This window comes from Solwaraspora sp. WMMA2101, assembly GCF_049179175.1.
GTDB lineage: Bacteria > Actinomycetota > Actinomycetes > Mycobacteriales > Micromonosporaceae > Micromonospora_E.
Genome location: NZ_JBMHMA010000006.1, coordinates 6,370,419 through 6,394,391 on the forward strand (window position 1 = coordinate 6,370,419; position 23,973 = coordinate 6,394,391).

Annotated in this window: 19 protein-coding genes and 1 pseudogene; 9 read left to right on the forward strand and 11 right to left on the reverse strand. The window is 71.2% G+C overall.

The genetic code is table 11. The features are described from left to right. Positions 1 to 39 precede the first annotated feature (39 nt). The 4 genes from ACN28F_RS29985 to ACN28F_RS30000 are packed head-to-tail and all read left to right on the forward strand — an operon-like array spanning position 40 to position 5,036. Positions 40 to 1,887, forward strand: a complete 1,848-nt coding sequence (locus tag ACN28F_RS29985) for a hypothetical protein (RefSeq protein ID WP_289205791.1) — start codon at positions 40 to 42, stop codon at positions 1,885 to 1,887. A 58-nt stretch (positions 1,888 to 1,945) separates the two neighbouring features. After that, a complete protein-coding gene (locus ACN28F_RS29990; protein ID WP_289205792.1) occupies positions 1,946 to 2,905 on the forward strand; it encodes an alpha/beta hydrolase family esterase in 960 nt (319 codons plus the stop codon). Between the two features lie 14 nt (positions 2,906 to 2,919). Next, positions 2,920 to 4,197, forward strand: coding sequence for an ABC transporter ATP-binding protein (locus tag ACN28F_RS29995; RefSeq protein ID WP_421360870.1), 1,278 nt, complete (start codon positions 2,920 to 2,922; stop codon positions 4,195 to 4,197). After that, positions 4,194 to 5,036: an ABC transporter permease gene (locus tag ACN28F_RS30000; RefSeq protein WP_289205794.1), complete on the forward strand. Its 843-nt coding sequence runs from the start codon at positions 4,194 to 4,196 to the stop codon at positions 5,034 to 5,036. The genes ACN28F_RS29995 and ACN28F_RS30000 overlap by 4 nt, the downstream gene beginning before the upstream one ends. A gap of 6 nt (positions 5,037 to 5,042) precedes the next feature. Here ACN28F_RS30000 and ACN28F_RS30005 read toward each other — a convergent pair whose 3' ends face one another. After that, positions 5,043 to 5,939: an amidohydrolase family protein gene (locus tag ACN28F_RS30005; protein ID WP_289205795.1), complete on the reverse strand. Its 897-nt coding sequence runs from the start codon at positions 5,937 to 5,939 to the stop codon at positions 5,043 to 5,045. Between the two features lie 159 nt (positions 5,940 to 6,098). Here ACN28F_RS30005 and ctaD point away from each other — a divergent pair, with 159 nt between their 5' ends. The 4 genes from ctaD to ACN28F_RS30025 all read left to right on the forward strand — a co-directional run bounded on the left by ctaD (position 6,099) and on the right by ACN28F_RS30025 (position 10,240). Beyond that, positions 6,099 to 8,093, forward strand: a complete 1,995-nt coding sequence (ctaD, locus tag ACN28F_RS30010; protein WP_421360872.1) for a cytochrome c oxidase subunit I — start codon at positions 6,099 to 6,101, stop codon at positions 8,091 to 8,093. 75 nt (positions 8,094 to 8,168) lie between these two features. Beyond that, complete coding sequence (locus ACN28F_RS30015) at positions 8,169 to 8,627, forward strand: DUF4383 domain-containing protein (RefSeq protein ID WP_289205797.1); 459 nt, start codon at positions 8,169 to 8,171, stop codon at positions 8,625 to 8,627. Positions 8,628 to 8,736: 109 nt separating this feature from the next. Then, positions 8,737 to 9,246, forward strand: coding sequence for a hypothetical protein (locus tag ACN28F_RS30020; protein ID WP_289205798.1), 510 nt, complete (start codon positions 8,737 to 8,739; stop codon positions 9,244 to 9,246). 193 nt (positions 9,247 to 9,439) lie between these two features. Further along, entirely contained in the window at positions 9,440 to 10,240 is an 801-nt protein-coding gene (locus ACN28F_RS30025; protein WP_289205799.1) for a CDP-alcohol phosphatidyltransferase family protein, read from the forward strand. A 19-nt stretch (positions 10,241 to 10,259) separates the two neighbouring features. Here the strand turns inward: ACN28F_RS30025 and ACN28F_RS30030 are convergent, their stop codons facing one another. From ACN28F_RS30030 to ACN28F_RS30055, 6 genes and pseudogenes are all read right to left on the reverse strand, one after another. Then, the gene (locus tag ACN28F_RS30030) at positions 10,260 to 11,060 is read right to left on the reverse strand and encodes an FkbM family methyltransferase (protein WP_289205800.1); all 801 of its coding nucleotides are present in this window, start codon (positions 11,058 to 11,060) and stop codon (positions 10,260 to 10,262) included. Next, complete coding sequence (locus ACN28F_RS30035) at positions 11,057 to 11,605, reverse strand: GNAT family N-acetyltransferase (RefSeq protein ID WP_421361567.1); 549 nt, start codon at positions 11,603 to 11,605, stop codon at positions 11,057 to 11,059. The genes ACN28F_RS30030 and ACN28F_RS30035 overlap by 4 nt, the downstream gene beginning before the upstream one ends. 108 nt (positions 11,606 to 11,713) lie before the next feature. Further along, a pseudogene (locus tag ACN28F_RS30040) lies at positions 11,714 to 13,756 on the reverse strand (penicillin acylase family protein); the annotation flags it as partial. After that, complete coding sequence (locus tag ACN28F_RS30045) at positions 13,753 to 16,113, reverse strand: GNAT family N-acetyltransferase (protein ID WP_421360874.1); 2,361 nt, start codon at positions 16,111 to 16,113, stop codon at positions 13,753 to 13,755. The gene ACN28F_RS30045 and the pseudogene ACN28F_RS30040, both read right to left, overlap by 4 nt. Next, positions 16,110 to 17,471, reverse strand: a complete 1,362-nt coding sequence (locus tag ACN28F_RS30050) for a lysine N(6)-hydroxylase/L-ornithine N(5)-oxygenase family protein (RefSeq protein ID WP_289205802.1) — start codon at positions 17,469 to 17,471, stop codon at positions 16,110 to 16,112. The genes ACN28F_RS30045 and ACN28F_RS30050 overlap by 4 nt, the downstream gene beginning before the upstream one ends. Further along, on the reverse strand, positions 17,458 to 19,005 hold the full coding sequence (locus ACN28F_RS30055) for a pyridoxal phosphate-dependent decarboxylase family protein (RefSeq protein WP_421360876.1): 1,548 nt from the start codon (positions 19,003 to 19,005) through the stop codon (positions 17,458 to 17,460). The genes ACN28F_RS30050 and ACN28F_RS30055 overlap by 14 nt, the downstream gene beginning before the upstream one ends. A gap of 247 nt (positions 19,006 to 19,252) precedes the next feature. Here ACN28F_RS30055 and ACN28F_RS30060 point away from each other — a divergent pair, with 247 nt between their 5' ends. Further along, a complete protein-coding gene (locus ACN28F_RS30060; protein WP_289205804.1) occupies positions 19,253 to 20,524 on the forward strand; it encodes an MFS transporter in 1,272 nt (423 codons plus the stop codon). Between the two features lie 187 nt (positions 20,525 to 20,711). Here ACN28F_RS30060 and ACN28F_RS30065 read toward each other — a convergent pair whose 3' ends face one another. From ACN28F_RS30065 to ACN28F_RS30080, 4 genes are read right to left on the reverse strand one after another with little or no spacing between them, the layout of a single operon-like run. Then, the gene (locus ACN28F_RS30065) at positions 20,712 to 21,272 is read right to left on the reverse strand and encodes a GNAT family N-acetyltransferase (protein ID WP_289205805.1); all 561 of its coding nucleotides are present in this window, start codon (positions 21,270 to 21,272) and stop codon (positions 20,712 to 20,714) included. Between the two features lie 33 nt (positions 21,273 to 21,305). Then, positions 21,306 to 21,479, reverse strand: a complete 174-nt coding sequence (locus ACN28F_RS30070) for a hypothetical protein (RefSeq protein WP_289205806.1) — start codon at positions 21,477 to 21,479, stop codon at positions 21,306 to 21,308. Continuing rightward, positions 21,461 to 22,555: a glycosyltransferase 87 family protein gene (locus ACN28F_RS30075; RefSeq protein WP_421360878.1), complete on the reverse strand. Its 1,095-nt coding sequence runs from the start codon at positions 22,553 to 22,555 to the stop codon at positions 21,461 to 21,463. The genes ACN28F_RS30070 and ACN28F_RS30075 overlap by 19 nt, the downstream gene beginning before the upstream one ends. Before the next feature lie 4 nt (positions 22,556 to 22,559). After that, positions 22,560 to 23,939 (reverse strand): NAD(P)/FAD-dependent oxidoreductase, encoded by a 1,380-nt coding sequence (locus ACN28F_RS30080; RefSeq protein WP_289205808.1) that lies wholly within the window; start codon positions 23,937 to 23,939, stop codon positions 22,560 to 22,562. Between the last annotated feature and the right edge of the window lie 34 nt (positions 23,940 to 23,973).

The following is a 23,973-nucleotide window of genomic DNA, read 5'->3' on the forward strand; positions in this document are numbered from 1 at the left end:
TCCGCACCAGCAAACCACAGTAGAGGGAGAGAGTGTGTGATGCGTAGGTTGCGTCCCTTCGCGGGTCGAGGCCGGCCGGTCGTCCAGCCGGGAGCCGCTGCTCGGCCGACAGCGGTGGTACTGCTCGTCGGACTGTTGCTGGCGGCCGGTCCGGCTGCGGCGGCACCGGTCGCCGGGCCCGACGCTGCGGGCGGCGGCCATGGCGGCCATGGCGGGCTCCGGCACGAGCGGACCCTGTTGGCGAAGGCCCCGGTCGACGAATGCTTCGTCGACATCGGCATCGACTATCCGGCCGGGCCGCCGTGCGAGACCGGGCAGGCCAAGGTCAACCAGTCGTACGTCTGGGGACTCACCCGCCACAAGCACCGGTTGTGGTTCGGCACCGGGGCCAACATCAACTGTATGACCAGCGGCAACAATCTGCGCAACACGACCCCGACCCGCAACGCCGACTGGGTCTGCGAGTACGGCCAGAGCGAGATCGCCCGCCGTAACCCGCAGCTGCCGCCGACTCTCGGCGACCACCGTACCCCCAGGCTCTACACGTACGACACGAAGAGCCGGCAGATGATCGAACGCACCGACGCGGTCCGCGCCGCCTCGCCGGACGACGCCAACCGGTTGACCACCACCGCCGGTATCCGGGCGGCGGGAAACCACCGCGGCGTGGTGTTGTTCGGCGGTCCCGCGCTCGGCGCGACGCTCAACCTGTTCGCGTTCGACGCCGACACCGGTGCTTTCCTGGGCTCGCGCAACTACACCGAGTACGGCAACATCCGGCACTTCCTCGTCGCCGACGGTGAGCTCTACACCGGTGTCGGGGTGGGACCCAACGGTGGTGAACGCGGCCTGGTGCTGCGCTGGACGGGCAGCAAGTCGGATCCGTTCAGCTTCACCGAGGTGGCGAACCTGCCGGCGCAGGCGGTGGACCTCGCCGCCCACCAGGGCCGGATCTACGTCACCACCTGGGTCGGTGCGGAGGCCGCGGTGGCCACCTCGGCCGGCCCGGTGTCACCCACGGCGGACATCGCCGACGCGCCGACGGCCGACGACCCGACCCCACCGAACGTCGCCGGGGTCTGGATGAGCCCGAAACTGTCCAACAACGGCCCAGGGCTGGACGAGCGGGACGCCGACGGGTGGACCCGGGTGTGGAGCGTGCTGGACTACGAGCCGGATCCGATCATCGCCCGGACCTACGGTCTGGGCGGCCTGGCCTCCTACAACGGCAAACTCTACTGGGGCACGATGCACGTGCCACTGAAGTCGACCACCGTACACCTCGCGGTCTACCCACCTACCGATGAGCAGGGGGTCCGCGACTCGGTTCGCAACACCCAACGGGCGATCGGCATCTTCCGGGGCAGCTTCCACGGCCATCACCAGCAGGTCGAGCTGCTGTACGGGGCGCCGCAGCTGCCTGCCTACGATCCGGCGGCGAACGACGGCGCGGGGCAGTGGGTCACCACCTCGACCGGGTACACCCCGCTGTACGGGCCGTCCGGGTTCGGTAATCCGTTCCTGAACTACACCTGGAAGATGGTGGTGGCCGGTGGCCGGCTCTACGTCGGCACCATGGACTGGGCCTACCTGGCCAAGGAGTTGCAGCAGCCGGAGGCTCCGCCGGCCGCTGCCGACGACGAGGAACCGGATTTCGGTGCGGACCTGTACGTCTTCGAGTCCACCCACAAGGCAGCCACCGCCGTGGACACCACCGGCCTCGGCAACTACCTCAACTACGGGGTCCGCAGCATGGTCGTCGACGGCACCACGGTATACATCGGAACGGCCAACCCGATGAATCTGCGGACTGACCTGACAGACGATGTCCCGGAAGGCGGTTGGGAGTTGCTCAAGTTGACCCCGAAACACGGTCCGAAGAAGTAGGTGGGCGATGTCGTGGTACCGGCGCAGGCTGGCCGTCCTTGTCGTGACAGGTGCACTGGTGGCACCGGTCGCGGGCTGTACGTCGGCGCCGGACCCGGCACCGCCACCGACCTCGGCGCCGTCGGGCGGCGTACCGACCGACCCGACCGGGCCGGGCGGGACGCCGCCTCCGGCCGGGTCGTCGGCGCAGGAGATCACGGTTGACGGCTACGCGCGGACCTACCGGGTGTACCGACCTGCCAACCTGCCGACCGACGGCCCGGTTCCGCTGGTGGTCATGTTGCACGGCCTGCTCGGCAGCGGGGAACAGGCCGAGTCCTGGTACGGCTGGAACTCCGCCGCCGACGCGGGAGGGTTCGTGGTGGCGTACCCGGACTCGCGCAACCGGGCGTGGGCGGTGTCGCCGGAGTGCTGTGGCGTGTCGGCGCGGGACGGAGTCGACGACACCGCGTTCGTGGCGGCGGTCGTGGAGTCACTGCGCGGCCGGTTGCCGGTGGACCCGCGTCGGACCTATGTCGCCGGCATCTCCAACGGCGGCATGCTCGCCTACCGGCTGGCCTGCGACACGTCGATCTTCGCTGCGGTCGTCGCGGTGTCGTCGACCATGCTGGGGGACTGCCCGGCACCCGAACCGATCTCGGTGCTGCACATCCACGGTACCGCCGACGAGACGATTCCGTACACCGGGGGACCGGGGCGATGGGACGGTGCCGGTCGCGACGGGGTACCGGGCACCGTCGACGGACCACCCGTACCCGATCTGGCGCAGCGCTGGCGGCAGATCGACCAGTGCGCTGCCCCCCGGACCAGCACCGAGGGGACCGTCACCACGGTGACGGCCAGCTGCCCCGAGGGCCGGGCGGTCACTCTGATCACCATCGCCGGTGCCGGCCACCAGTGGCCCGGTTCCCGGCAGCGGCCGGCGGGCCGGCTGCTCGGGCTCGACCGACCCGCCACGGAGCTGGACGCCACCGCCACCGGCTGGCAGTTCTTCGCCTCCCATCCCAGACCCGCCTGATCAGGAGAGGCCAGATGTCGAGTACCGGCACCCCACCGATGATCGACGAATCCACCACCGCGGCACCCGTGGCGCCGGCCCCGCGCCAGCACGGCGACACACCGGCGGTCGAGATCGTCGACCTGGTTAAGCGCTATCCCGGGCAGGAGGTGAACGCGGTCGACGGACTCTCCTTCACCGTACGGCCGGGGGAGGTTCTCGGGCTGCTCGGGCCGAACGGTGCCGGCAAGTCCACCACGGTCGGCATCCTCACCACGACGATCGGAGCGAGCTCAGGAACCGCCAGGGTGGACGGGGTGGACGTGTCCCGCCATCCGGTGGTCGCCCGGACCCGGTTCGCGGTCGTGCCCCAGTACAACAACCTCGACCGGTCGTTGACGCCCCGGCAGAACCTGCTCTACCACGCCGCCTACCACGGGGTACGGCGTAGCGAGCGGCTGCGCCGGGCGCAGCGGCTGTTGACCGAGTTCGGCCTGGAGCGGCAGGCCGATTCCCGGGTCGACTTCTTCTCCGGTGGGATGGCGCAGCGGCTGATGATCGCCCGCGCCCTGATGCACGACCCCCGGGTGGTCTTCCTCGACGAGCCGACCAACGGTTTGGAGCCGCAGGCCCGACTGCTGATCCGGACCCGCATCCGGCAGCTCCGCGAGCGCGGCGTCACGGTAGTGCTGACCAGCCACGAGATGGGCGAGGTTGCCGAGCTGGCGGACCGGGTGGCGATCGTCGATCATGGTCGGCTGCTGGCCCTGGACACACCCGCGAACCTGTTGCGCGGGCTCGCCGGGCGCACGGTGCTCGACCTGACCGTGCGACCTGGGCCGGGCGACGACGCAACCGCCCTCCTCGCCGCGCTCACCGCGCTGCACGGGGTGCGCACCGGGGAGGTCGGCGTGGCCGGGGAGCCGGCTGCCGGGCCGGGACCGGCCGGTGCCGGTCGTCCCGCACTGGCGGCGCTCGCCGCGGATCCGGCGATCGCGGCGAAGATCGCGGCCGCGAAAGCCGACCCCCGGATCGCGGCGAAGATCGCGGCGGCCAAGTCCGATCCGGCGATTGCGGCGAAGATCGCGGCGGCCCGTGGCAACCCGCGCCTCGCCGAGCTGCTCGGCGCGGCGGCGGCCGGTCCGGCGGCGGAGGTCCGGCTGCGGTTGCGGCTGGACGCCGAGGTGGCCGTGGTCCTCGGCCCGGCGTTGGCTGTGTTGGCGACGCGCGCCGCAACCCTGACCGACGTGCACATCGGCAAGCCGGGTCTGGAAGACCTGTTCCTCACCGTGACCGGCAAGGAGATCCGTTGAGCCTGATCGACGCCACGGCCGTACCGGTGGGGCCCGCCGCCGGATCCCCGCCGAGCTCGCCCGGCCGGCCGCCGGTGGCGCGGGCCTTCGGTGCCATCCTCCTGCGGGACCTGTTCGTGTCCGGCAAGGACATCTGGTTCGTCCTGGCCCAGGTCCTGCTCACCCCGCTGTTCATGTTGTTCATCTTCACCCGGGTGCTGACCATGCAGGGCATCGTCGGTGCCGGGTTCGCGGACATCCTGCTGCCCGGTACGGTCGCACTCGCCACGTTCACCGCCTCGCTGCAGAGCGTCGCGGTGCCACTGGTCAAGGAGTTCGGGTTCACCCGGGAGATCGAGGACCGGCTGCTGGCGCCGCTGCCGACGACGTTGGTGGCGGTCGGCAAACTGGTGGTCGCGACGCTGCGGGGGCTGTTCGCGGCGGCGGTGGTGTACCCGTTGGGTGCGCTGGTCGTCGGCGCTGCTCCGGGCAGTTGGTCGGCGCTGCCGTTGACGGTGCTGGTGGTGCTGCTCGCCGGCTGGGTGGGCGCGGCGCTGGGCATGATGCTGGCGACGGTGCTGCCGTTGCAGCGGATCCAGGCGACCTTCTCGCTGTTCGTGACCCCGATCATCTGGACCGGTTGTGTGCACTATCCGTGGCAGCGGTTGGCGGAGATGCCCTGGTTCCAGGTGGCGACCGCGGTCAACCCGATGACGTACGCCGCCGAGGCGCTGCGCGGGGCGCTGGCACCGCACGTCACCCACCTGCCGGTCGGGTTGTGCCTGCTGGTCCTGACGTTGGTGGCGGCCGCCGTCACCGGCGCCGCGCTGGCCACGTTCCTGCGGCGCGCGCGGCGCTGATCAGCCTCAGCCGAGCCGGTAGACCCGTCGGGCGGTGTCGGCGAAGACCGCCTGACGCTGCGCCGCCGGGAGTCCCGCGCAGGCCGTTCGGACGATGCCGAGCCAGCGGCGGTACCCGGTGGCGAGGGTGGCGACCGGCCAGTCACCGCCGAAAAGGCACCGGTCGGCGCCGAATCGGCGCAGCGCGTGCTCCAGGTACGGCAGCAGGTCCGCGCCGAGCCAGCCGGTCGCGGACTCGGTGGCCAGTCCGGAGAGCTTGCAGACCACGTTCGGCAGGTCGGCCAGGCGGGACAGGTCGTCACGCCACGAACTGGTCGGTCCGGCCGCGACCGGCGGTTTGCCGACATGGTCGAGTACGAAGGTGACCTGCGGTACCCGGGCCGCCAGCAACGTCACTTCGGCCAGCTGGTGGTGCCGGACGCAGAGGTCGAAGCAGAGCCCGTTGGCGGCGAGCAGCCGCACTCCGTCGACGAAATCGTCGCAGACGCTGAAGCCGGCAGCCTCGTCCTGGATGTTGCGGCGCACCCCGGTGACCAACCGGCGGCGGCTCAGCGCCGCGACCTGGGCGGCCGCCGCGTCGCCGCGTTCCAGCGGCGCGTGGGCCACGACGGCACGTAGCACGGGCCACTCGGCGGCGAGCTGCTCCACCCAGTCCACTTCGGCGTCGGCATGCCGGTCGGTGCGGCCCGCTTCGACGAAGACCGCACCCGCCAGCTGGAATCCGGTCTGGTCCAGACCGGTGGTGGCGACCAGCAGATCCGCCGGCAGGTAGCTGCGGTGCAGGCCGGGCACCTGGGCCAACCACGGATAGTCCAGCCGGTCGGGATCCCACAGGTGCAGATGCGAATCGACGACCTCGACAAGGTGGTCGGGGGTCCGGTGGTCGGTCGTCGTCGCGCTCATGCGGCTCCCGTCGCCGATCAGGGGGTCGGCAACGATCCTTCCGTACTGTCTCCGTGAGGTAAAGGGAACGACGGACAGCAAGCACCTAATCCGGATTTAGCTCATCTAAGGGCGGCTTATCAGGTTAATGTCAGGCAAGCGCCGGCGGGAGGGGCGGTCATGGCTGATCAGATCACGGCCGGTACGCGCCCGGCGGCGCGCATCCGTCCGACCACCCTGGGGTCGACCGGCGGTTCCCCCGGCCCGGTACGGCCGGTGGTCCCCGGCAACTCGCTGGCCCGGCTGCTACGCAGCACCGACGCCAAACAGATCGGGCTGCTCTACCTCGTCACCTCGTTCGGCTACTTCGTCGTGGGCGGGGTGATGGCCCTGCTGATGCGGGCGGAGCTGGCCCAGTCCGGGATGCAGCTGTTGTCGCCCGAGCAGTACAACCAGCTGTTCACCATGCACGGCACGATCATGATGCTGCTCTTCGCCACCCCGCTGGTCTTCGGCTTCGCCAACTACCTGGTGCCGTTGCAGATCGGTGCCCCGGACGTGTCGTTTCCCCGGCTCAACGCCCTGGCGTACTGGCTCTACCTGCTGGGTGGGCTGCTGGTCATGGGCGGCTTCCTGACTCCGGGTGGTGCCGCCGACTTCGGCTGGTTCGCGTACACCCCGTTGAGCCTGACCGAACACACCCCCGGCGTCGGCGCCAACATGTGGATCGTCGGGTTGGTGGTCTCCGGGCTCGGCACGATCCTCGGCTCGGTGAACCTGATCGCCACCATCCTGACGCTGCGGGCCCCCGGCATGACGATGTTCCGGATGCCGATCTTCACCTGGAACATTCTGATCACCGCGCTGCTGGTGATCCTGGTGTTCCCGTTGCTGGCCGCTGCCCTGCTGGCGCTGCTGGCCGATCGGCTGCTGGGCGCGCACGTCTACGCCCCGGCCACCGGCGGCCCACTGCTGTGGCAGCACCTGTTCTGGTTCTTCGGCCACCCCGAGGTCTACATCGTCGCGCTGCCGTTCTTCGGCATCATCAGCGAGATCATCCCGGTCTTCTCCCGCAAGCCAATCTTCGGCTACAAGGGCCTGGTCGCCGCGACGATCGCGATCGCCGCGCTGTCCATGAGCGTCTGGGCGCACCACATGTTCGGCACCGGTCAGGTGCTGCTGCCGTTCTTCTCGCTGCTCAGCTTCCTCATCGCCGTCCCCACCGGGATCAAGTTCTTCAACTGGATCGGGACCATGTGGAAGGGGCAGCTGACCTTCGACACCCCGATGCTGTTCGCCGTCGGCTTCCTGGTGACCTTCCTGCTCGGCGGGTTGACCGGCGTCCTGCTCGCCAGCCCGCCGGTGGACTTCCACGTCACCGACAGCTACTTCGTGGTAGCCCACTTCCACTACGTGCTGTTCGGCACGATCGTGTTCGCCGCCTTCGGTGGGGTCTACTTCTGGTTCCCGAAGATGACCGGCCGGTTGCTCGACGAGCGGCTCGGTAGAGCGCACTTCTGGACGATGTTCATCGGGTTCCATCTGACGTTCCTGGTGCAGCACTGGCTCGGCGGCGAGGGCATGCCCCGCCGGTACGCCGACTACCTGCCCAGCGACGGGTTCACCACCCTCAACATGATCTCCACAGTCGGTTCGTTCGTCCTCGGCGCGTCGACGTTGTTCTTCATCTGGAACGTCTGGAAGTCCTACCGGTTCGGCGAGGTCGTGACCGCACACGATCCGTGGGGTTTCGGCAACTCGCTCGAATGGGCTACCAGTTGCCCGCCGCCGCTGCGCAACTTCGACCGGCTGCCCCGGATCCGGTCCGAGCGGCCGGCGTTCGAGGTCAAGTACGGCACCCTCGTCGCCGACCTTGGCCGGGACCTGCCGCAGCGGGACACCGCGCCACCGCAGCACCTCGTCGACGAACTGCGCCGGGAACGGGTCACCGACCACGCGGTCCGCCCGGGGACGGCACCGGCGGCCGACCTGACCACGGTCCGGCCCGACCCGGTGACGGGTGCCCGCGCCATCGAGGTGCCCCGGCCGGAGCGACTGCGCCGGCCGAGTTTCGAGCACACCACCGAGCCGCGCAACGTACTCGGTGCCGAACGCGACCCGCACGACCAGCGACCGTCGTCGGCCACCGACGACGACCCTCCGGATCGGGCCTGACCCGGGACCGCCACGGCGGCGGACGGCCGCCGTGGCACCGCAGCACCGTGGGCCACCACGGGAGGAAGGACGACAATGGTCCGTACCAGCACCGCGACCGCTGACCAGACCACCGCCCGGCAACCGGTGCAGTCCGCTGCGGCCGCTGTCGGCGGGGTCTTCCTGCTGATCGGGGTCGCCGGCTTCATTCCGGGGATCACCACCGAGTACGGCGAGATGAGCTTTGCCGGGCACGACTCGCACGCCTACCTGTTCGGCCTGTTCCAGGTATCGGCGCTGCACAACATCGTGCACCTGCTGTTCGGCGTCGGCGGGTTGGCGTTGGCGCGCACCGTGTCCACCGCCCGTCTGTACCTGGTCGGTGGCGGCGCACTCTATCTCGTCCTGTGGCTGTACGGGCTGGCCATCGACCACGCCAGCGCGGCGAACTTCCTGCCGGTCAACCACCAGGACAACTGGCTGCATCTCGGTCTCGGGCTCGGGATGCTGGCCCTCGGCCTGTTGTTCAACCGGCGCCCGGTGATCGGCCGGTGATCGGCTGTGCCGCGCGCTGCCGGGTGGCCACTGCCAGCTGAGGCGGCCGTTGCGCTAGCCTCCGATCCCTGACCGTGCCGACAGGCGCGCAACGCCCGAGGAGACGCAGATGTTCGAGGAAGTCGCGGGGATCCCCGCCCATCCGTTGCTGGTGCACGCCGCAGTGGTCTTCGTCCCGCTGCTGGCACTGCTGGCGGTCGGGTACGCCCTGGTGCCGTTCATCCGGCCGCACACCCGGTGGGTGCTGGCCGCCCTGGCGGTCGTCGCGCCACTGGCCGCCCTGGTCACGAAGCTGTCCGGCGACGCGTTCTTCAACCGGATGGACGCCGCCGGCAGGATCACCGAGGGTTTCCTTCCGGTGATCCAGGAGCACGAGCAGCTGGGGAACCTGACGCTGGTCGCCGCGCTCGTGTTGGCTCTCGCTACCCTGGCCCTGGTGTATCTGGTGGGACCACGGGTCGCCGCCACGGCGCACGGTGCCGCGAGCTCCGGGGTACGGGGAAACCGGGTCCTGGTTCTCGTGGTCAAGGGTGTGGTGATCGTGGCGGCCGGGGTAAGCCTCTACTTCGTCGTGCGTGCCGGCGATTCGGGTGCCAAGGCGGTATGGACCGGCTACTGACAGTGGCGGTCCGCTGAACGCGTCGGACCTTCGGTCAGTTCCACCCGTCGGGGAGAAATCTTGCCCCTGCCGGTGAACTGTTCGTGCCGAATCGCCGTTGGTGGGGGTGTGGCACCGATGCGGGCGGCACCGGTGACCAGTCGGCGACGGAGGAACAGTGACGGTAGGCGTAGGGAACGAAACGGTCCGTTCGGTGCACGCGCCGAGCATCGGTCTGCTGGCGCAGATCGCGGTGCTGATGACCCTGGCGGCGACCAGCGGACTCGGGGTCGCCGGGTGGCTGGCAGGTCTGGCGTACGGTGCTGCGACCTGGGCGTTGCTGATCCGGGCGATGCAGCAGCCGGACGTGACCGGATGGGGCCCGGCGGACACCGTCACCCTGGCCCGGGGCACCCTGGTCGGTGGCGTCACCGCGTTGGTGGCCGACTCCTTCTTCCGCCCGGTGCCGCTGCTGGTGCTGGTCGCGTTGGCGGCGGTGGCGCTGGCGCTCGACGGCGTCGACGGTCAGGTCGCCCGGCGGACCGGCACCTGCTCACGGCTCGGTGCCCGCTTCGACATGGAGACCGATTCGGCGCTGGTCCTCGTGCTGAGCGTGTTCGTCGCGGCCACCCTGGGTTGGTGGGCACTGGCGATCGGGGTGTTCCGGTACGTCTTCGCCGCCGCCGCGTGGGTGGCACCCTGGTTGCGGGCGCCGCTGCCACCCCGGTTCAGCCGCAAGACGGTGGCCGCGACGCAGGGCACCGTCCTGGTGGTGGCCGCCGCCGGCGTCGCACCGACGCTGGTGACGGTCCTCGTGGCGATGGTTCTCGCCGCGTTGCTCTGGTCGTTCGGCCAGGACGTCCGCTGGTTGTGGCGGCACCGGAAACCACCGGTCGAGCCGGCCCACGCCGAGCAGCGGCAGATGGAACAGCGGCACGCCGACCATGTCCCGTTCGACCAGGCACCGTTCGAGCGGTCGCAGGTCGACCGGCTGCGGGCCGCGTTGTCACGCTGACCGTCGTGGACCCGGCCGGTCAGCCGGCAGCCGCCGGCAGCACCGCGTAGACGTCACCGGCGTTGGCCGTGTGCGGCAGGTCCTGCAGATGCCCGGCCATCTCCCCGGCGGACACCCAGCGGTCGAAGCTCAACCGCTGGGTTTCGCCGAGCGCGAGGTCGTAGCGGTAGTCGCCGAGCGCGGCGAGCCTGTGCAGGCAGCGCAGCGCACTGTCCCGCTGGATGGTGGTGAACTCGAAGGACAGCGCCGGCAAGGGCACGGTCAACCCGGCGAGGACGGCCTCCTCGAAACCCTCGACGTCGATCTTGACGAACCCGGGCCGGCCGTGTACGGCGATCAGCTGATCCAGCGTGGTGGTCGGTACGTCGAGTTCGGCGTCCCAGACCTGGTCGGTCCAGCCGCCGGCCCCGGCGGCGGCACCGACGAACGCCGCCGAGGCGGTGGAGACCGTCGGGTTGGCCGAGTTGATGAACATCCGGACCGATCCGACCGTCTCGCCGCAGGCGGACTCCAGCACGGTGACCGCCGGGTCGTCGGCGTAGACGACCCGTACGGCGCGGGCACACAACGGCTGCGGCTCCAGCGCCACCACCCGCGCCCCCAACCGCCGGAAGCTGCCCACCCGGTCCCCGACGTGCGCCCCGATGTCGAACACCAGGTCTCCGGGGCCGACGAAGCGCCGGTAGAGCTGGTCCATGGCGGCGTCGCGGTCAGGGTCGCCGTAGTAGAACTCCAACGAGCGGCGCAGCGCGGCCAGCTGCGGATCGGCGGCCAGGGCGCGGGCCGTCACGTCGGGTCCGGGCAGGTCGGCGGCGCTCATCGGGCCATGGTACGGGCCAGGAACGCCAGCTGGGCCTGCTTGTCCGCCAGATCCAGTCGCGCGTCGAAGACGAAACCGAGCCGCTTCCACCGGCGCAGCGCCGGCTCGTTGCGGACGTCCGGTTCGATGACGATCCGTTGGCGCCGGGGGTCGCTGAACAGGTATCCGATGAACGCGGCGGCCACGGCGTCGGTGAACCCGGGAATGCGACGCGGGGCCGGGGCGAGGAACAGGTGGATTCCGATGTCGCCGTCGCGGACCGGATAGTGCTCGCCGAGCGGGTCCTCGGCCGGCTCGTACGTCTGGAAGATGCCGACCGGTTCGTCGTCGACGCTCATCAGGTAGGCATGGTGGGAGTCGAGACTGTCGATGAACCGGTAGATGTCACCGACCTGCTGCCGGGTGTGCCGGGTCATGCCCCAGAACCGGGCGCGGGGCTCGGTGACCCACCCGTACACCAGGTCGAGGTGCAGGTCAGGGTCGAGCACCGTCAGGTCGAACCGGCCGATGCCCGGCAGTTGCCGGGAGTGGACGGTGGCCAGCATTCGCCGCGTACCGTCCGCGTCGCCGCCGACGAGGCCGTCGTCGTCGCCGAGGAGGCCGGCGCTGTCGACGCCGGTGCCGACGCCGGCCGGCGTCCACCGGACCCGGGCGACCGGGACCAGGTCGCCGGCCGACCAGCGGGGAAGCTGATCGGCGAAGTGCCGGTCGTCGGGCCGGCCCGCCGCGCCGAACGGCACCACCCACCGGCTGGCGTCCGGTTCGGCGAGGTCCCAGACGTAGCGGGCCACCGGCCCGCGCCAGCACAGATCGGAAACGCCCGGAACGCTGCCGGTGGCCAGCACACAGTCGGTGTCGCCGGCGAGCGGTACGGGTGAACCGAGAGCGCCGGTCGCCGGGTCGACCGCCGCCGGAAGTACCCGGACGGGGTGCAGCCGGTGCCGCTCGCCCCAGGCGCCGGGATCGGGGCCGGCAGCCACCTCGGTCAACGCCGCCATCGCGCAGTGGGCCGGGTCGCCGCCGAGGTCGGCAAGTCCGTCGATCACCCGTTCCAGGGCCAGTCCGATCCGCGCCACCGGGTCGGTCCATGGGGCGAAGAGCGGGTCGTAGCCGGTGTCGGCCCGCAGCGGCCGCAGACCCGGCTCGTCGGCCAGGTGCCGGGCCAGCGCCGCCCGCCAGGCCGCGAACGCCCCTGCCCCGGCGCTGTCGACTGCCATCCGGCCGTCCCAGTCGAGCAGCAGCGAGTGCAGATCGCGTACCGGCTCGGGGTGTCCGGTGAGGTCCAGACCGCGCAGCAGCCGACGCAGCCCGTCCGCCGGGGCCACCGGGTCGGTCTGCACCGCCTCGGGCGCGGCACCGGCATCGACCAGTTCCCGCATGCGTCGGGCCCGGTACGGCGGCGCGAAGTCCACTCCGAGGTGCGCGGTGTCGCCGACCCGCCGGTCGTTGGCGTTGACCGCGACCGTCTCGACGTCGGCCGCGGCCGACGTGACGTACCCGTCGCGCCAGGCGTACCGGGGGGCCCAGCCCGGTACCGGAACCAGCCGGCACCGGTCGTCGCGCACCGGCACCCGGCCGGCGACCAGCCGGCGTACGGTGCCGGACCGGTCGGCGACCAGCACGCTGTTGACCGGCTCCACCCAGTGCCGCAGCGCCTGTTCGACGTCGGCGGTCCGGCGGGCGCGCAGCAACGGCAGCAACGCCTCGAACCCGAGCGCCCCGTCGACCCGGCTCGGCGTGCGCAGGCTGATCGCCTCCCCGGTGTGCCGGTCGATGTCGATGACCGGTCCACGGGGGGTCTCGATCACCTCCACCTCCACCTCCACCGGCGCGCCGTCGCGCACCTCGACCAGCTCGGTGTGCGCCGGCACCGGCGTCCAGCCGTCGGCCTGGCGGACCAGGACCTGCCCGTCGACCCGGCGCAGCTGTTCGCGGTAGAGGTCCTGGTAGTCGGCCATCGCGTTGGTGATCGCCCAGGCGACCGTGCCGGCGTGGCCGAAGTGCGGCAGCCCGGGTACGCCGGGGAAGGCGAACCCGACGACGTCGAACTCCGGGCAGGTCAGCTGCACCTGCTGGTAGACGCCCGGCAGCTCCAGGATCCGGTGCGGATCCCCGGCGATCACCGGACCGGTCCCGCCGGGCCGCCCGGTGACCGCCCAGGCGTTGCTGCCCGACGACGCCGGTGGCTCCATGGCGAACAGGTCGACGGCGGCCGGGCCCAGGGTGGCGGCGATGTGCGCCCGCCACAGCTTGCTGGGGAAGGTGCCGAAGAGCACGTGCTGCACCAGGAACACCCCGAGCGGGGTCCACGGCTGCCAGGCACCGGCGGTGGTGCCGGTGGCGGCGAACTCGGGGGTCGCCGCCGATCCTTCGGTGAGTCCGGCGTTGACCCCGTCGACGTACGCGTCCACCCAGCGTCGGGTCGCCGGGTCCAGCCGCTGGTAGCACCGCTGCGCGGTGTCGTCGAGGCGGACCCGGCGGGCGAACCGGTCCCAGGCGACCTCGGCCGGGCCGAGCCGGGCGGCCAGCGTGCCTTCCGAGCGCCAGCGTTCGACCTCGATCTGCCAGGCCCGGTCGGTCGCGGCGGTTCGTCCCTGCAGGAACGCCAACTGGTCGACGTCGTCGGCCCACAGATGCGGTACGCCGTACCCGTCGCGGTGCACCCGGCCGACGGGGTCCGCAGGCGGTGCGCTCATCGGGTCGGCACCGCCACCGTGGCGAGCGGGTTGTCCTGCGTCCCGGCATAGATCAACGACCCGGCCTGGTCGGTCAGGTCCACCATCTGCAGGGTGTTGCGTAGCTGCAGCCGGTTGAGGCAGGAGTGCCGGAACGTCGGGGCGAAGAAGTCCAGCCGGTCGCGCAGCTGCGGATGGTCCACGCCGTGGGTACGGACACAGTCGGCGACCAGCCGCCAGAACTCGCCGGCCGGCAGGACCCCGTCGGCGTCCAGGATCGCGGCGAGGAACCGCAGGAAGCCGTCGAAGACGTCGGTGAAGATGGCCAGCACCCGGAACTCGTCGTCGACCGACATCCGGATCCGTTCGACGGCTGCCGGCAGTGGCCGGTCGTGCAGGGCGGCGACCTCCTCGCCGATGTCCTTCATGAACACCCGGACCGGCACGTGGTCCTGCAGCACGAGGATCAGGTTCTCCCCGTGTGGCATGAACGCCAGGTCGTAGCCGAGCAGGCAGTGCAGCAGCGGTCGCAGGTAGGCGCGCAGGTACCGGGTCAGCCAGTCGCTGGCCGTCAGCCCCGACGCCGTGATCATCGCTGTCGCCAGGTGCGCGCCGTCGCGGTCGCGGTGCAGCAGGCTGGCCATGGTGGCCAGCCGCTGCCCGGGGGCGATCCGGGGGACCGGGCTCTCCCGCCACAGCGCGGCGAGCATCCGCTGGTACGCCGAGACGGGTGCGCCGCTGCGGTGGTACGCGTCGCCGGTGTAGCCGACCGACGCCAGTTCCCGCAGCACCTCGAACCCGCAGTCGCGCAGCGTGTCGTCGGCGGCGACCAGGTCGGCGACCCAGTCGTTGATCGGCGGGGTGGCCCGCATGTACGCCGGGGACAGTCCGCGCATGAAGCCCATGTTCTGGATGGACAGCGCGGTCTTGACGTAGTGCCGCTGTGGCGCGTCGATGTTGAAGAAGGTGCGGATCGACTGCTGCGCCCGGTACCGGTCCGGGCTGGTGCCGACCGGGACGATGGCCCGGGCCGCCACGTCGGCGGCGAAGGTGATGCCGACCTTGTGTTCCCACTGCCACGGGTGCACCGGCAGGTACCGGTAGGCGTGTGGGTCGAGGCCGAGGTCGCGCAGCCGTTGCGCGAACCGGTACAGCGTGTCGGCACCCAACTCGGCCAGGTAGTGCGTCTGCTCGTCGACGCCCCGCCCGGCGGTGAAGGTGCTCAGGTCCCGACGGACCGCGAGCCAGACCAGCCGTACCGGGGCGCCTGCCTCTGGCGCGTAGGCCGCGTGGTCGGTCAGGCCGAACCCGATCCGCCCGTTGTTGGCGACGAACAACGGGTGGCCCTCGGTCATCGCCGACTCGATGGTCTGGAAGTCCGCGTGCACCAGGTCGGCGGCGCGTTCCCGCCGGTGGTGGTGTTTCCACGCGGCGCCGGCCAGGGTGGCGCTGATCTCCTCCAGGTAGGTGCCGAGCAGCTTCGGTGGGATGCCGAGGGTCTCCTGAAGTTCGATGATCAGGTCGAGGGCGTTCAGCTCCGCCGGGGTGCCGTCGACCTGGCGGGTCAGTGACGCGGCGTCGATCAGCCAGTGGTCGAGGGCGTACCGGCGGGCCCGGAACAGGTACGCGACCCGGTCGTCGGTCGTCAGCCGGTACCCGTCGCCGCCGGGGCCGGCCGGCACCGATCCGTCGGGTCGCGGCTGGATCAGCCGTTCGTGGCTGAACTCGGCGATCGCCTTGGCGACGAGGTGGCGGTGGGCGACCGCGATGGTGGCCGGGTCGAGGTGCGCAGGCAGGGTCACCGGTGACGCGGACCGGCCCTCGCCGAGCGGGCTGGCGGCGAACGCGGCCCGGGTGCAGAAGCTGAGTCGGGCCTGCTTGTCCGACAGCGTGATCAGCCGGTCGACGACGAATCCGGCTTCGGCGTTCTTGGCGGCGATCGCCTCGTTGCGGACGTCGGGTTCGACGACGACCCGGTGGTGTGCCGGGTCGGCGAAGATGAACGCCAGCACGGTACGCATCACCGCCGAGGTGAGTCCGTGCCGCTGCCCGCCGGCCGGTGGCGCGACCAGCACGTGCATTCCGACGTCGCCGGGCCGCACCGGGTAGTGGGTGGCGAGTTCGCTGTGTGCCGGCTCGTAGGTCTCGGCCAGGAACAGCGGCTCGCCGTCGAGGCGACCGAGCCAGGCGTGGTGGTGCGGGTCGGCGTCGATGCGCTCGTACTCGCGCCGGACCGCGTCGAGGTCGGCGTCGGGCATCCCCCAGTAGATGGACCGGGGGTGGGTGATCCAGGCGTGCAGGTGTCCGGCGTACGACGCGACGTCGAGTGGCTCGACGGTCATGGTGCCCAGGGAACCCGACAGTGCGAAGGTGCTCATGAGGTGAGTGCCTCCTGCCGCTCGGCCGGCGTCTGAGTGTCCCTGGCGTCGGGCGCCGTCGACGGTGCGTCGTCGGGCAGTGCGCCGAAGTGTTGGAAGGCGATCCGGTGTTCCACCGGGTAGACGTCGCGGCCGAGCATGTTCGCGATGATCACCGAGTTGCGGTACGGACCCATGCCCAGGTCGGGGGCGGTCAGGCTGTGGGTGTGCTCCTCGGCGTTCTGCACGAAGATCTCCCGGTCGCCGTGGTCGACGCTGTAGCCGACGGCCACGTCGAATCGGCCCCGCCCGTCCCACCGGATCCGGTCGCGGACCGGGTCGAGGATGGCCGGTACGGCCGGCCGGTAGCCGGTGGCCAGAACCAGCCCTTCGGTGTCCAACGTGAAGTGGCGGTCCTGTTCCTGATGGTGCAGGGCGAGTCGGTACCGGCCGGCGTCGGCGTCCCATTCGGCGCCGGTCAAGGCGGTCCCGGTCAGCAGGATGGTCGGCACCGGACCGGCCACGTCCTTGCGGTACAGGGTGTCGAAGATGGTGTTCACCAGGTCACCGCTGATGCCCTTGTAGAGGCTGCGCTGGTCCCGGTTCAGCCGGTCGCGGCTGGCCGGCGGCAACGCGTGGAAGTAGCGGACGTACTCCGGTGAGGTCATCTCCAGGGTCAGTTTGGTGTACTCCATCGGGAAGAACCGGGGCGAGCGGGTGATCCAGTTCAGTCGGTAGCCGCAGGTGTCGATCTCCTCCAGCAGGTCGAGGTAGATCTCCGCGGCGCTCTGTCCGCTGCCGACGACGGTGATCGACTCCATCTCCTGCAGCCGGGCCTTGTGTGGCAGGTAGTCGGCGCTGTGGATGGCCGGGCCGGGCAGGTCGCGCAGCACGGCCGGGCGGTACGGCACGGTGCCGATGCCGAGCACCAGCCGCCGGGTCCGCAGCGTCTCGACGGTCCCGGTGCCCGATTGCCGTACGCGCACCAGGTAGTCGCCGCTCGCCGCGTCGTGGGTGACCTGTTCGACCCGGTGGCCGAACCGGATGGCGGGCAGTTGCGCCGCCGCCCACCGGCAGTAGGCGTCGTACTCGGCGCGCAGTGGGTAGAAGTCCTCGCGGATGTAGAACCGGTAGAGCCGGCCGGTCTGCTTGAGGTAGTTGAGGAACGAGTACGGCGAGGTCGGGTCGGCCATGGTGACCAGGTCGGCCAGGAACGGCACCTGGATACTGACACCGTCGATCATCAACCCGGGGTGCCAGGCGAACTCGTCGCGTTGCTCCAGGAAAACCCCGTCGAGGTCGTCGAGCGGTGCGGTCAGGCAGGCCAGCCCGAGGTTGAACGGGCCGAGACCGATGGCGACGAAGTCATGCGTGCGCATTGGCGCCCACCTCCGTGGCGATGGCGGTCGGTGGGGCGGAGAGCAGGGCCGGGTCCCACTCGGCGTCGAGCAGTTCGGCGCCGGCCCGGCGGATCAGATCGATCACGGTACGGAGATCTTCCACTGTCGTGTTCGGGTTGAGCAGGGTGAACTTGAGCCAGTAGTGGCCGTCGATGGTGGTGCCGGCGATGATCGCGGCGCCGTCGCCGAACAGCCGGGCCCGCAGCCGGGGCAGCAGCCGGTCACAATCGGCCTCCGGGAGCCAACCCGGTCGGTAACGGAACAGCACGGTGCTGAGCACCGGTCGCATCGCGACCTCGAAGTCCTCCTGCGCGGTCAGCTCGTCGTACGCGACGGCGGCCAGGTCGACGACCCGGTCGAACATCTCGCCGAGCTGCTGGGCACCGATGGTGCGCAGGGTCAGCCACAGCTTCAACGCGTCGAAGCGGCGGGTGGTCTGCAGGCTCTTGTCGACCTGGTTGGGTACGGTCGCCGTACGCGGATTGAGGTAGTCGGCGTGGACGGCGATCCGCCGCATGGCCGCCGCCTCCCGGACCACGATGGCGCTGCAGCTGACCGGCTGGAAGAAGCTCTTGTGGAAGTCCACGGTCACCGAGTCGGCGCGTTCGATGCCGTCGAGCAGCGCCCGGCGTCGGCCGGAGACCAGCAGGCCACAGCCGTACGCGGCGTCGACGTGCAGCCACACGGCGTACTCGCGGCAGACCTGACTGATCGCGGCGAGGGGGTCGACGCAGCCCCGGTCGGTGGTGCCGGCGGTGGCGACCACCGCCATCGGGATCAACGCCTGGGCGCGGAGCAGGTCGATCGCCGCGCGTAGTGCGCCCGGGTCCATCCGGCCGGTGCCGTCGGTGGCGACCGGTGCGACGGCGTCGGCGGCCAGCCCGAGCAGTCGGGCGGATTTGCCGACGCTGAAGTGGCTCTCCCCGGTGGCCAGGATCCGCAGCCGGGGCAGCACCGCGTCGCGGCTGATCCCGGCGGCGGCGCCCCGGTCGCCGGGCGGATGCCCGCCGTCGGCGCTGCGGGCCAGCCGGTCTTCGCGGGCCAGCAGCAGCCCGTGCAGGTTGGACTGGGTGCCGCCGCTGGTGAAGACGCCGTCGGCGGTGGGGCCGAAGCCGATCCGCTGCGCGGTCCAGTCGACCATCCGGCGTTCGATGAGGGTGCCGCTGGTGCTCTGGTCCCAGGTGTCGACCGAGGAGTTGACGGCGGCGAGCAGCAGTTCGGCGCTGAGCGCGGGGATCGCCACCGGGCAGTTCAGGTGGGCGAGGTAGGTGGGTTCGTGGAACCAGACCGCGTGGTCGAGGTAGAGCGCGCCGATCTCGTCGAGCACGGCCCCGGTGGTGCCGAGCGGCGTGTCGAGGTCGACACGGTCGACCATGGCCTGCAACGTCGCGACACCGGCCCCGGAGTACGGCTGGCGGACCGTGCGGACGCGGTCGGCGAGCCGGGCTGCGGTCTGGTCGATGCTGGACACGTAGGCGTCCACCGTGTGCCGGCCGAAAAGATGTGGGTACATGGACCCCTCCAAGACCGCCTCCATAAGGGTAACCTAACCTAACTTAGGCGAGGCTACTGGGAGGGTCGGTGAAACGGAACTGGGCACGGCGCGTCGGCCCGACATTCAGCGCACGCCGCCGCCGGTCGACTCGTCCTGCCGACGGCCTCGCTGACGACCGCCACCTGCGGAAACGGGCCTGCGACAGGGCCCGACGGCACGGTTGTGACCTGCGTCCCATCGAACGGATTCGACACCAGGAGGCCACGTGAGCACGCTGGTCCAGCCGGGCGCGAGCGTCGAGCGCCCGATCCCGTCCGAGCCTGCCGGGCGGTTGCGGACGCTGACCGCGCTCTACGTCACCCAGTTTCTCGGCTTCGGGTTCATCACCATCGGTCTGACCAGCATCCTGCGGGCCGGCGGCACCTCACTGGAGACGCTCGCCCTGCTCAACCTGATCGGTCTGATCTGGCCGGTCAAGTTCCTCTGGGCACCGGTCATCGACCGGTACGGGCCCCGACGCGGCGGCCACTACCGGTCGTGGCTGCTGGTGCTGCAGTCCGGGATGGTGCTCACCCTGCTGGCGCTGCTCGCCGCCGACCCGGCCACCGGTCGGATCGGCCCGATCGTGGTGATCTGCGCGATGTTCGTGATCCTGTCGGCGACTCAGGACATCGCGGCGGACGCCCTCGCCGTCCGGCTGCTGCACCGCTGGGACCGGGGCGCCGGTAACGGAATCCAGGTGGCGGCGAGCTACGTCGGCAACATCCTCGGCGGCGGTGCCTGCGTCGTGGTCTACGACCGGTTCGGCTGGGCCGCCGCCGTCGGGCTGCTCGCCGGGCTCACCGCCGTCGGGCTGCTGGTGGTGTGGCGGTTCCGCGAGCCCGACCGGGTCGGCCGACCGGCCGGCACCCGGCAGGCGTACGGCGCGCTGCTGTCGGTGCTGCGCCAGCCCGGCTGCCGCAGCTGGGTGCTCGGTGTCGTGCCACTGCTCTACATCGGTGCGGGTGCCGCGTACGCGATGGTCTCTCCGGCCCTGGTCGACGCCGGCTGGCCGTTGCAGCGGATCGGCTTCGTCACCGGCATCGTCACCAGCGTGCCGGCGGTGATCGCCGGCCTGGTGGCCGGTGGCCTGATCAACCGGATCGGCCGATCCGGGGTGCTGCTGGTCGGCGGCGTCTCGCTCGCCGTCGGCACCGCGTCGCTGCTGCCGATGCTCACCGGGTGGGCGCCGACCGGGTTCACCACCGTGGCGCTGTGCTGCTTCATGGCGGCGTACACGGTGGCCAACGTCGCGCTGTACACCGTCAACATGGACTACTCGCGGCCGGCGTCCGGCGGCACCGACTTCACCGTACTGTCGTCGTTCGGTCTGATCTGCTCCTACCTCGCGGCGGCGGTCGGCCTGACGGTCGCCGCCCGGGTGGGCTACCCGCCCGTCGCCGCCACCGCCATCGCGCTGATGCTCGCCGGCGTCGTCATGGGGCTGCGCCACCAGCGGCGACACTCGCCGGTACGGGCCTCGGGCGACGCCGCGTAGCTGCACCTGCGCCGTGCCGGACGCGCCGGTGCCACGACGCCCGGGTCCGCCGCTTCCGCCTGGGTGGGCGGTACTGCCGCGGAGCGATATTCCACCGAGGAATATTCATACCTCACAGGAATATCGTCCGGACGGATGTCCCGACTGTCCTCCATCACGCAGGGTAACTCTCCTGCCGGGAGTGGCGTCACCAGGGTGACGGACGGACGAACATGGCGTGCTCGCGCCAGCCGGGGAACGGCACCAGGTCGCCGACGTGCTGCCAACCGAGCACCCGCATGGAGCGCAGCACCCGGCTGTTGGAGTCGGCCACGGCCAGTGACGCCCGCTCCTCGGTGCGGCTGGCCAGCAGTTGGGAGAAGAGTGGCACCCCGGCCTGCTGACGCTGGAACCGCGGCAGCACGAACGCCTCGCAGACGGCGAAGGTCCGCCCCGGCCACTCGCGTACCAGCTCAGGGTCGGTGTCCGAGCGCAACTCCCGCCACCACAGCGTCTCCGGCGGCAGCGGGCAACCCATCACGGTGCCGACGGGCTGACCGGCGGCGTAGGCGACGGTGGCTGCGAACCCGGGGGCCTGCGCCGTCCACTCCAGCCGCTGCTCCACCGACGGCTCGGTATGGTCGAGCAGGTGCAGGTCCCGGGCGTGCACCTGCCGGTAGACCGCAGCCAGTTCGGCGATGTCCACCTGGTCGGTGAGTACCACGCGGACCTCCGGCGAGCCGCCCGGCTCGCTCTCGTTGACGCTCATTTCCACTTCCTTAGAAGGTTAGGCTCACCTAATCTACGGAGCGATAGCGGCAAGATCAAGCGGCTGTGGCTCCGGCTGCGGAGCAACCGGCCGGCGGAGCAACCCGTAGGCGGCGATGCCGGTCGCGGCGAGCAGGACGACGTTGCGGGCGGCCAGCAGCGCGACCCCCGGCCAGCCCGGCTCACCGATCACGTCGCGTAGAACCACGGGAAGTACGCGCCGGTCAACGCGGTCGACACGACGATCAGCACGGCGGGGACCCGCTGGGTGGTGTCCCGCCTGGTCAGGCAGACCGCCGCCAGCCCGAGCAGCCAGAGCAGGTACTGCGGCGAGAGGACCCGACTGGTGACGACGGTCACCAGCACGACCAGCAGCGCCAGGTCGACGCCGGTGGTGACCGTCCAGTCCGTACGCCGGCGGCCGGTCGACCACCACCAGCTCAGCGCCCCGAGCGCCACCAGCGTCGTCCCGGTCAGCACCGTCGCGACGACCGACGCCACCGGGTGGAGGAACTCCATCGAACCGTACACGTAGGACACCGTGAGGTCCGGTCGGACCAGCCGGGCCACCGCGAACGCGGTCGCGGCCACCGACTCCACCTGCAGCCCCCGGCCGGCCTGGTTGCCGGTGAACCCGGACCACGCCCCGGTGTAGGCCAGGGTCAGGGCGGCCCCGAGGCCGACCAGCGCCACCACGAAGCCGACCGCCACCGGACGTAGCCCGCGCAGCGGCCGGGCGGCGATCAGCAGCATCGCCGGCCAGACCTTGACCAGCGCGCCGACGGCGAGCACCACGCCAGCGAGGACCGGCCGCCGCACCAGCAGGGCCAACGCGACCACCGCCGGGGCGGTGACGAAGATGTCGTACCGGGCGTAGGGCAGCAGCGTCAGCAACGGTACGGCGAACACCCAGTAGACGACCCCGTCGATCCGGCCACCCCGACGGGCAAGGCGGACCAGGGCGAGCGTCACCGCCAGGTCCGCGCAGAGCGCGAACAGGACGAAAACCGTGGTGTACGCCTGGACCGAGTCGCCAGCGAGGTGGCGGATCGCGACGAACAGCGCCGCCGCGCCGGGCGGGTACTGCCACATCGGGTCGTCGACCGGCACCTGCCCGGTGCGCAGGTCGTCGCTCCATCGTCGGTAGAGTTCGACGTCGGCGAACACGTCACCGGCGTCCAGCCCGGGGATCAACCCGGCGGGTACGGCGAGCAGGCTGGCGCGGCTGACCAGCCAGGCGATCGCGGCCGCGACGAGCAACCAGCGGCGTCGGGGGGACTCCACCGCCTTACCCGGCCACCGCAGCCGGCGGCGGGGTGTCCAGTCGTGGGCCTGGCCGGCCTCGCAGCACCCGCAGCGCGACGCCGGGTCGCGCCACCGCCGACAGCGGTTCCACCAGGTGGAACACGTCGGTGAGCACCTTCAGCACATACGGATCCCGGTTGGCCACGTCGGCGGCCCGGTCGAGATACCACCGCGACAACCGGCCGCCACGTGCCGGCTGGTCGCCGACGGTCGTCGGGTACCGCAGGTCCGCGCCGGTGGCGATCAGCCACGCCGCTTCGCTGCCGGCCGCCACCTTCACCTGCGCCGCGCGGCCGAGTCGACCCCCGCTGGTACGCAGCTGCTCGGCCAGGGTCACGCCGGCCCGGGCGGCGACGCTCATGCCCTGGCCGTAGACCGGATTGAACGTGCAGGCGGCATCGCCGACCACCACGAACCCGTCCGGCCAGCGGTCCATGGACTCGTAACGGCGACGGTGGTTGCCGGTGTTGCGGAAGCCGTGGATGGGCGAGTCGGGGGTGGCGTCCCTGATCGCCTCGTAGAGCACCGGGCTGCGTAGCCCTCGGGCGAACTCCAGGAAGCCGGCCTCGTCGGTGGGTGGGCAGTCCCCGCCGAGGCCGCCGAGGGTGACCATCCACCGGTCGTTCTCGATCGGATAGATCACCCCGCCCCGCCCGGTGTCCGGTGGCTGCGGCATCAGCACGATGTTCTTCCAATCGGCGGTCACCTCCGGGGCCAGCACATAGCGACGGCTGGCGTACCCGAGCCCTGACTCGACCTTGACCTCCTGCGGGCGCCCGTACCCCAGCCGGTCGAGCCACTGCGGGGAGTGTGAGCCGCGCCCGCTGGCGTCGACCACCAGATCGGCGTCGAGCCGCAGTACCTGCCCGCTGGTGCCACGCTGGCGCACCTCGACGCCGGTGACCGCGTCCCGGTCGGTCGCGCCGAGCAGCCCCACCGCCTCGTGGCCCGGCAGGAACCGCACCCTGGGGTCGGCGGCCAGCCGTTCGCGTACCGTCCAGTCGAGCCGTTCCCGGCTGATCCCGATCATCCGGTGGGTGGCCGGGAAGCGTTCCCGCCAACCGGTCGCGCTCAGATACATGACGTCGGTCGGGGCGGCCACCTCGACCGCGCCGGCCGCCCGTAACTCGTCCAGCAGCCCAGGGAAGAGCCGGTCCAGCGCCCGCTGCCCGGCGGTGATCAGCACGTGCAGGTGGTGCGCCTGCGGGACACCGGCGCGCACCTTCGGCTCGTCGGGGAACCGGTCCCGGTCGACGACGGTCACCCGGTCGACGTGGTCGACCAGCGCGCGGGCGGCGCACAGACCGGCGAGGCTGCCACCGATGACGACGGCATGGCGGGCGGCGACTGTGGATTGTGGCATCGCTCCATCGTCGCCGATCGACCGGCCGGCGGAA

Excerpts from the sequence above, each read along its gene's own strand:
- ACN28F_RS29985 (WP_289205791.1), top strand. The coding sequence starts at position 40 with ATGCGTAGGTTGCGTCCCTTCGCGGGTCGAGGCCGGCCGGTCGTCCAG.
- ACN28F_RS29995 (WP_421360870.1), top strand. The coding sequence starts at position 2,920 with ATGTCGAGTACCGGCACCCCACCGATGATCGACGAATCCACCACCGCG.
- ACN28F_RS30005 (WP_289205795.1), bottom strand. The coding sequence starts at position 5,939 with ATGAGCGCGACGACGACCGACCACCGGACCCCCGACCACCTTGTCGAG.
- ctaD (WP_421360872.1), top strand. The coding sequence starts at position 6,099 with ATGGCTGATCAGATCACGGCCGGTACGCGCCCGGCGGCGCGCATCCGT.
- ACN28F_RS30015 (WP_289205797.1), top strand. The coding sequence starts at position 8,169 with ATGGTCCGTACCAGCACCGCGACCGCTGACCAGACCACCGCCCGGCAA.
- ACN28F_RS30020 (WP_289205798.1), top strand. The coding sequence starts at position 8,737 with ATGTTCGAGGAAGTCGCGGGGATCCCCGCCCATCCGTTGCTGGTGCAC.
- ACN28F_RS30030 (WP_289205800.1), bottom strand. The coding sequence starts at position 11,060 with ATGAGCGCCGCCGACCTGCCCGGACCCGACGTGACGGCCCGCGCCCTG.
- ACN28F_RS30035 (WP_421361567.1), bottom strand. The coding sequence starts at position 11,605 with ATGCTGGCCACCGTCCACTCCCGGCAACTGCCGGGCATCGGCCGGTTC.
- ACN28F_RS30045 (WP_421360874.1), bottom strand. The coding sequence starts at position 16,113 with ATGAGCACCTTCGCACTGTCGGGTTCCCTGGGCACCATGACCGTCGAG.
- ACN28F_RS30050 (WP_289205802.1), bottom strand. The coding sequence starts at position 17,471 with ATGCGCACGCATGACTTCGTCGCCATCGGTCTCGGCCCGTTCAACCTC.
- ACN28F_RS30055 (WP_421360876.1), bottom strand. The coding sequence starts at position 19,005 with ATGTACCCACATCTTTTCGGCCGGCACACGGTGGACGCCTACGTGTCC.
- ACN28F_RS30065 (WP_289205805.1), bottom strand. The coding sequence starts at position 21,272 with ATGAGCGTCAACGAGAGCGAGCCGGGCGGCTCGCCGGAGGTCCGCGTG.
- ACN28F_RS30080 (WP_289205808.1), bottom strand. The coding sequence starts at position 23,939 with ATGCCACAATCCACAGTCGCCGCCCGCCATGCCGTCGTCATCGGTGGC.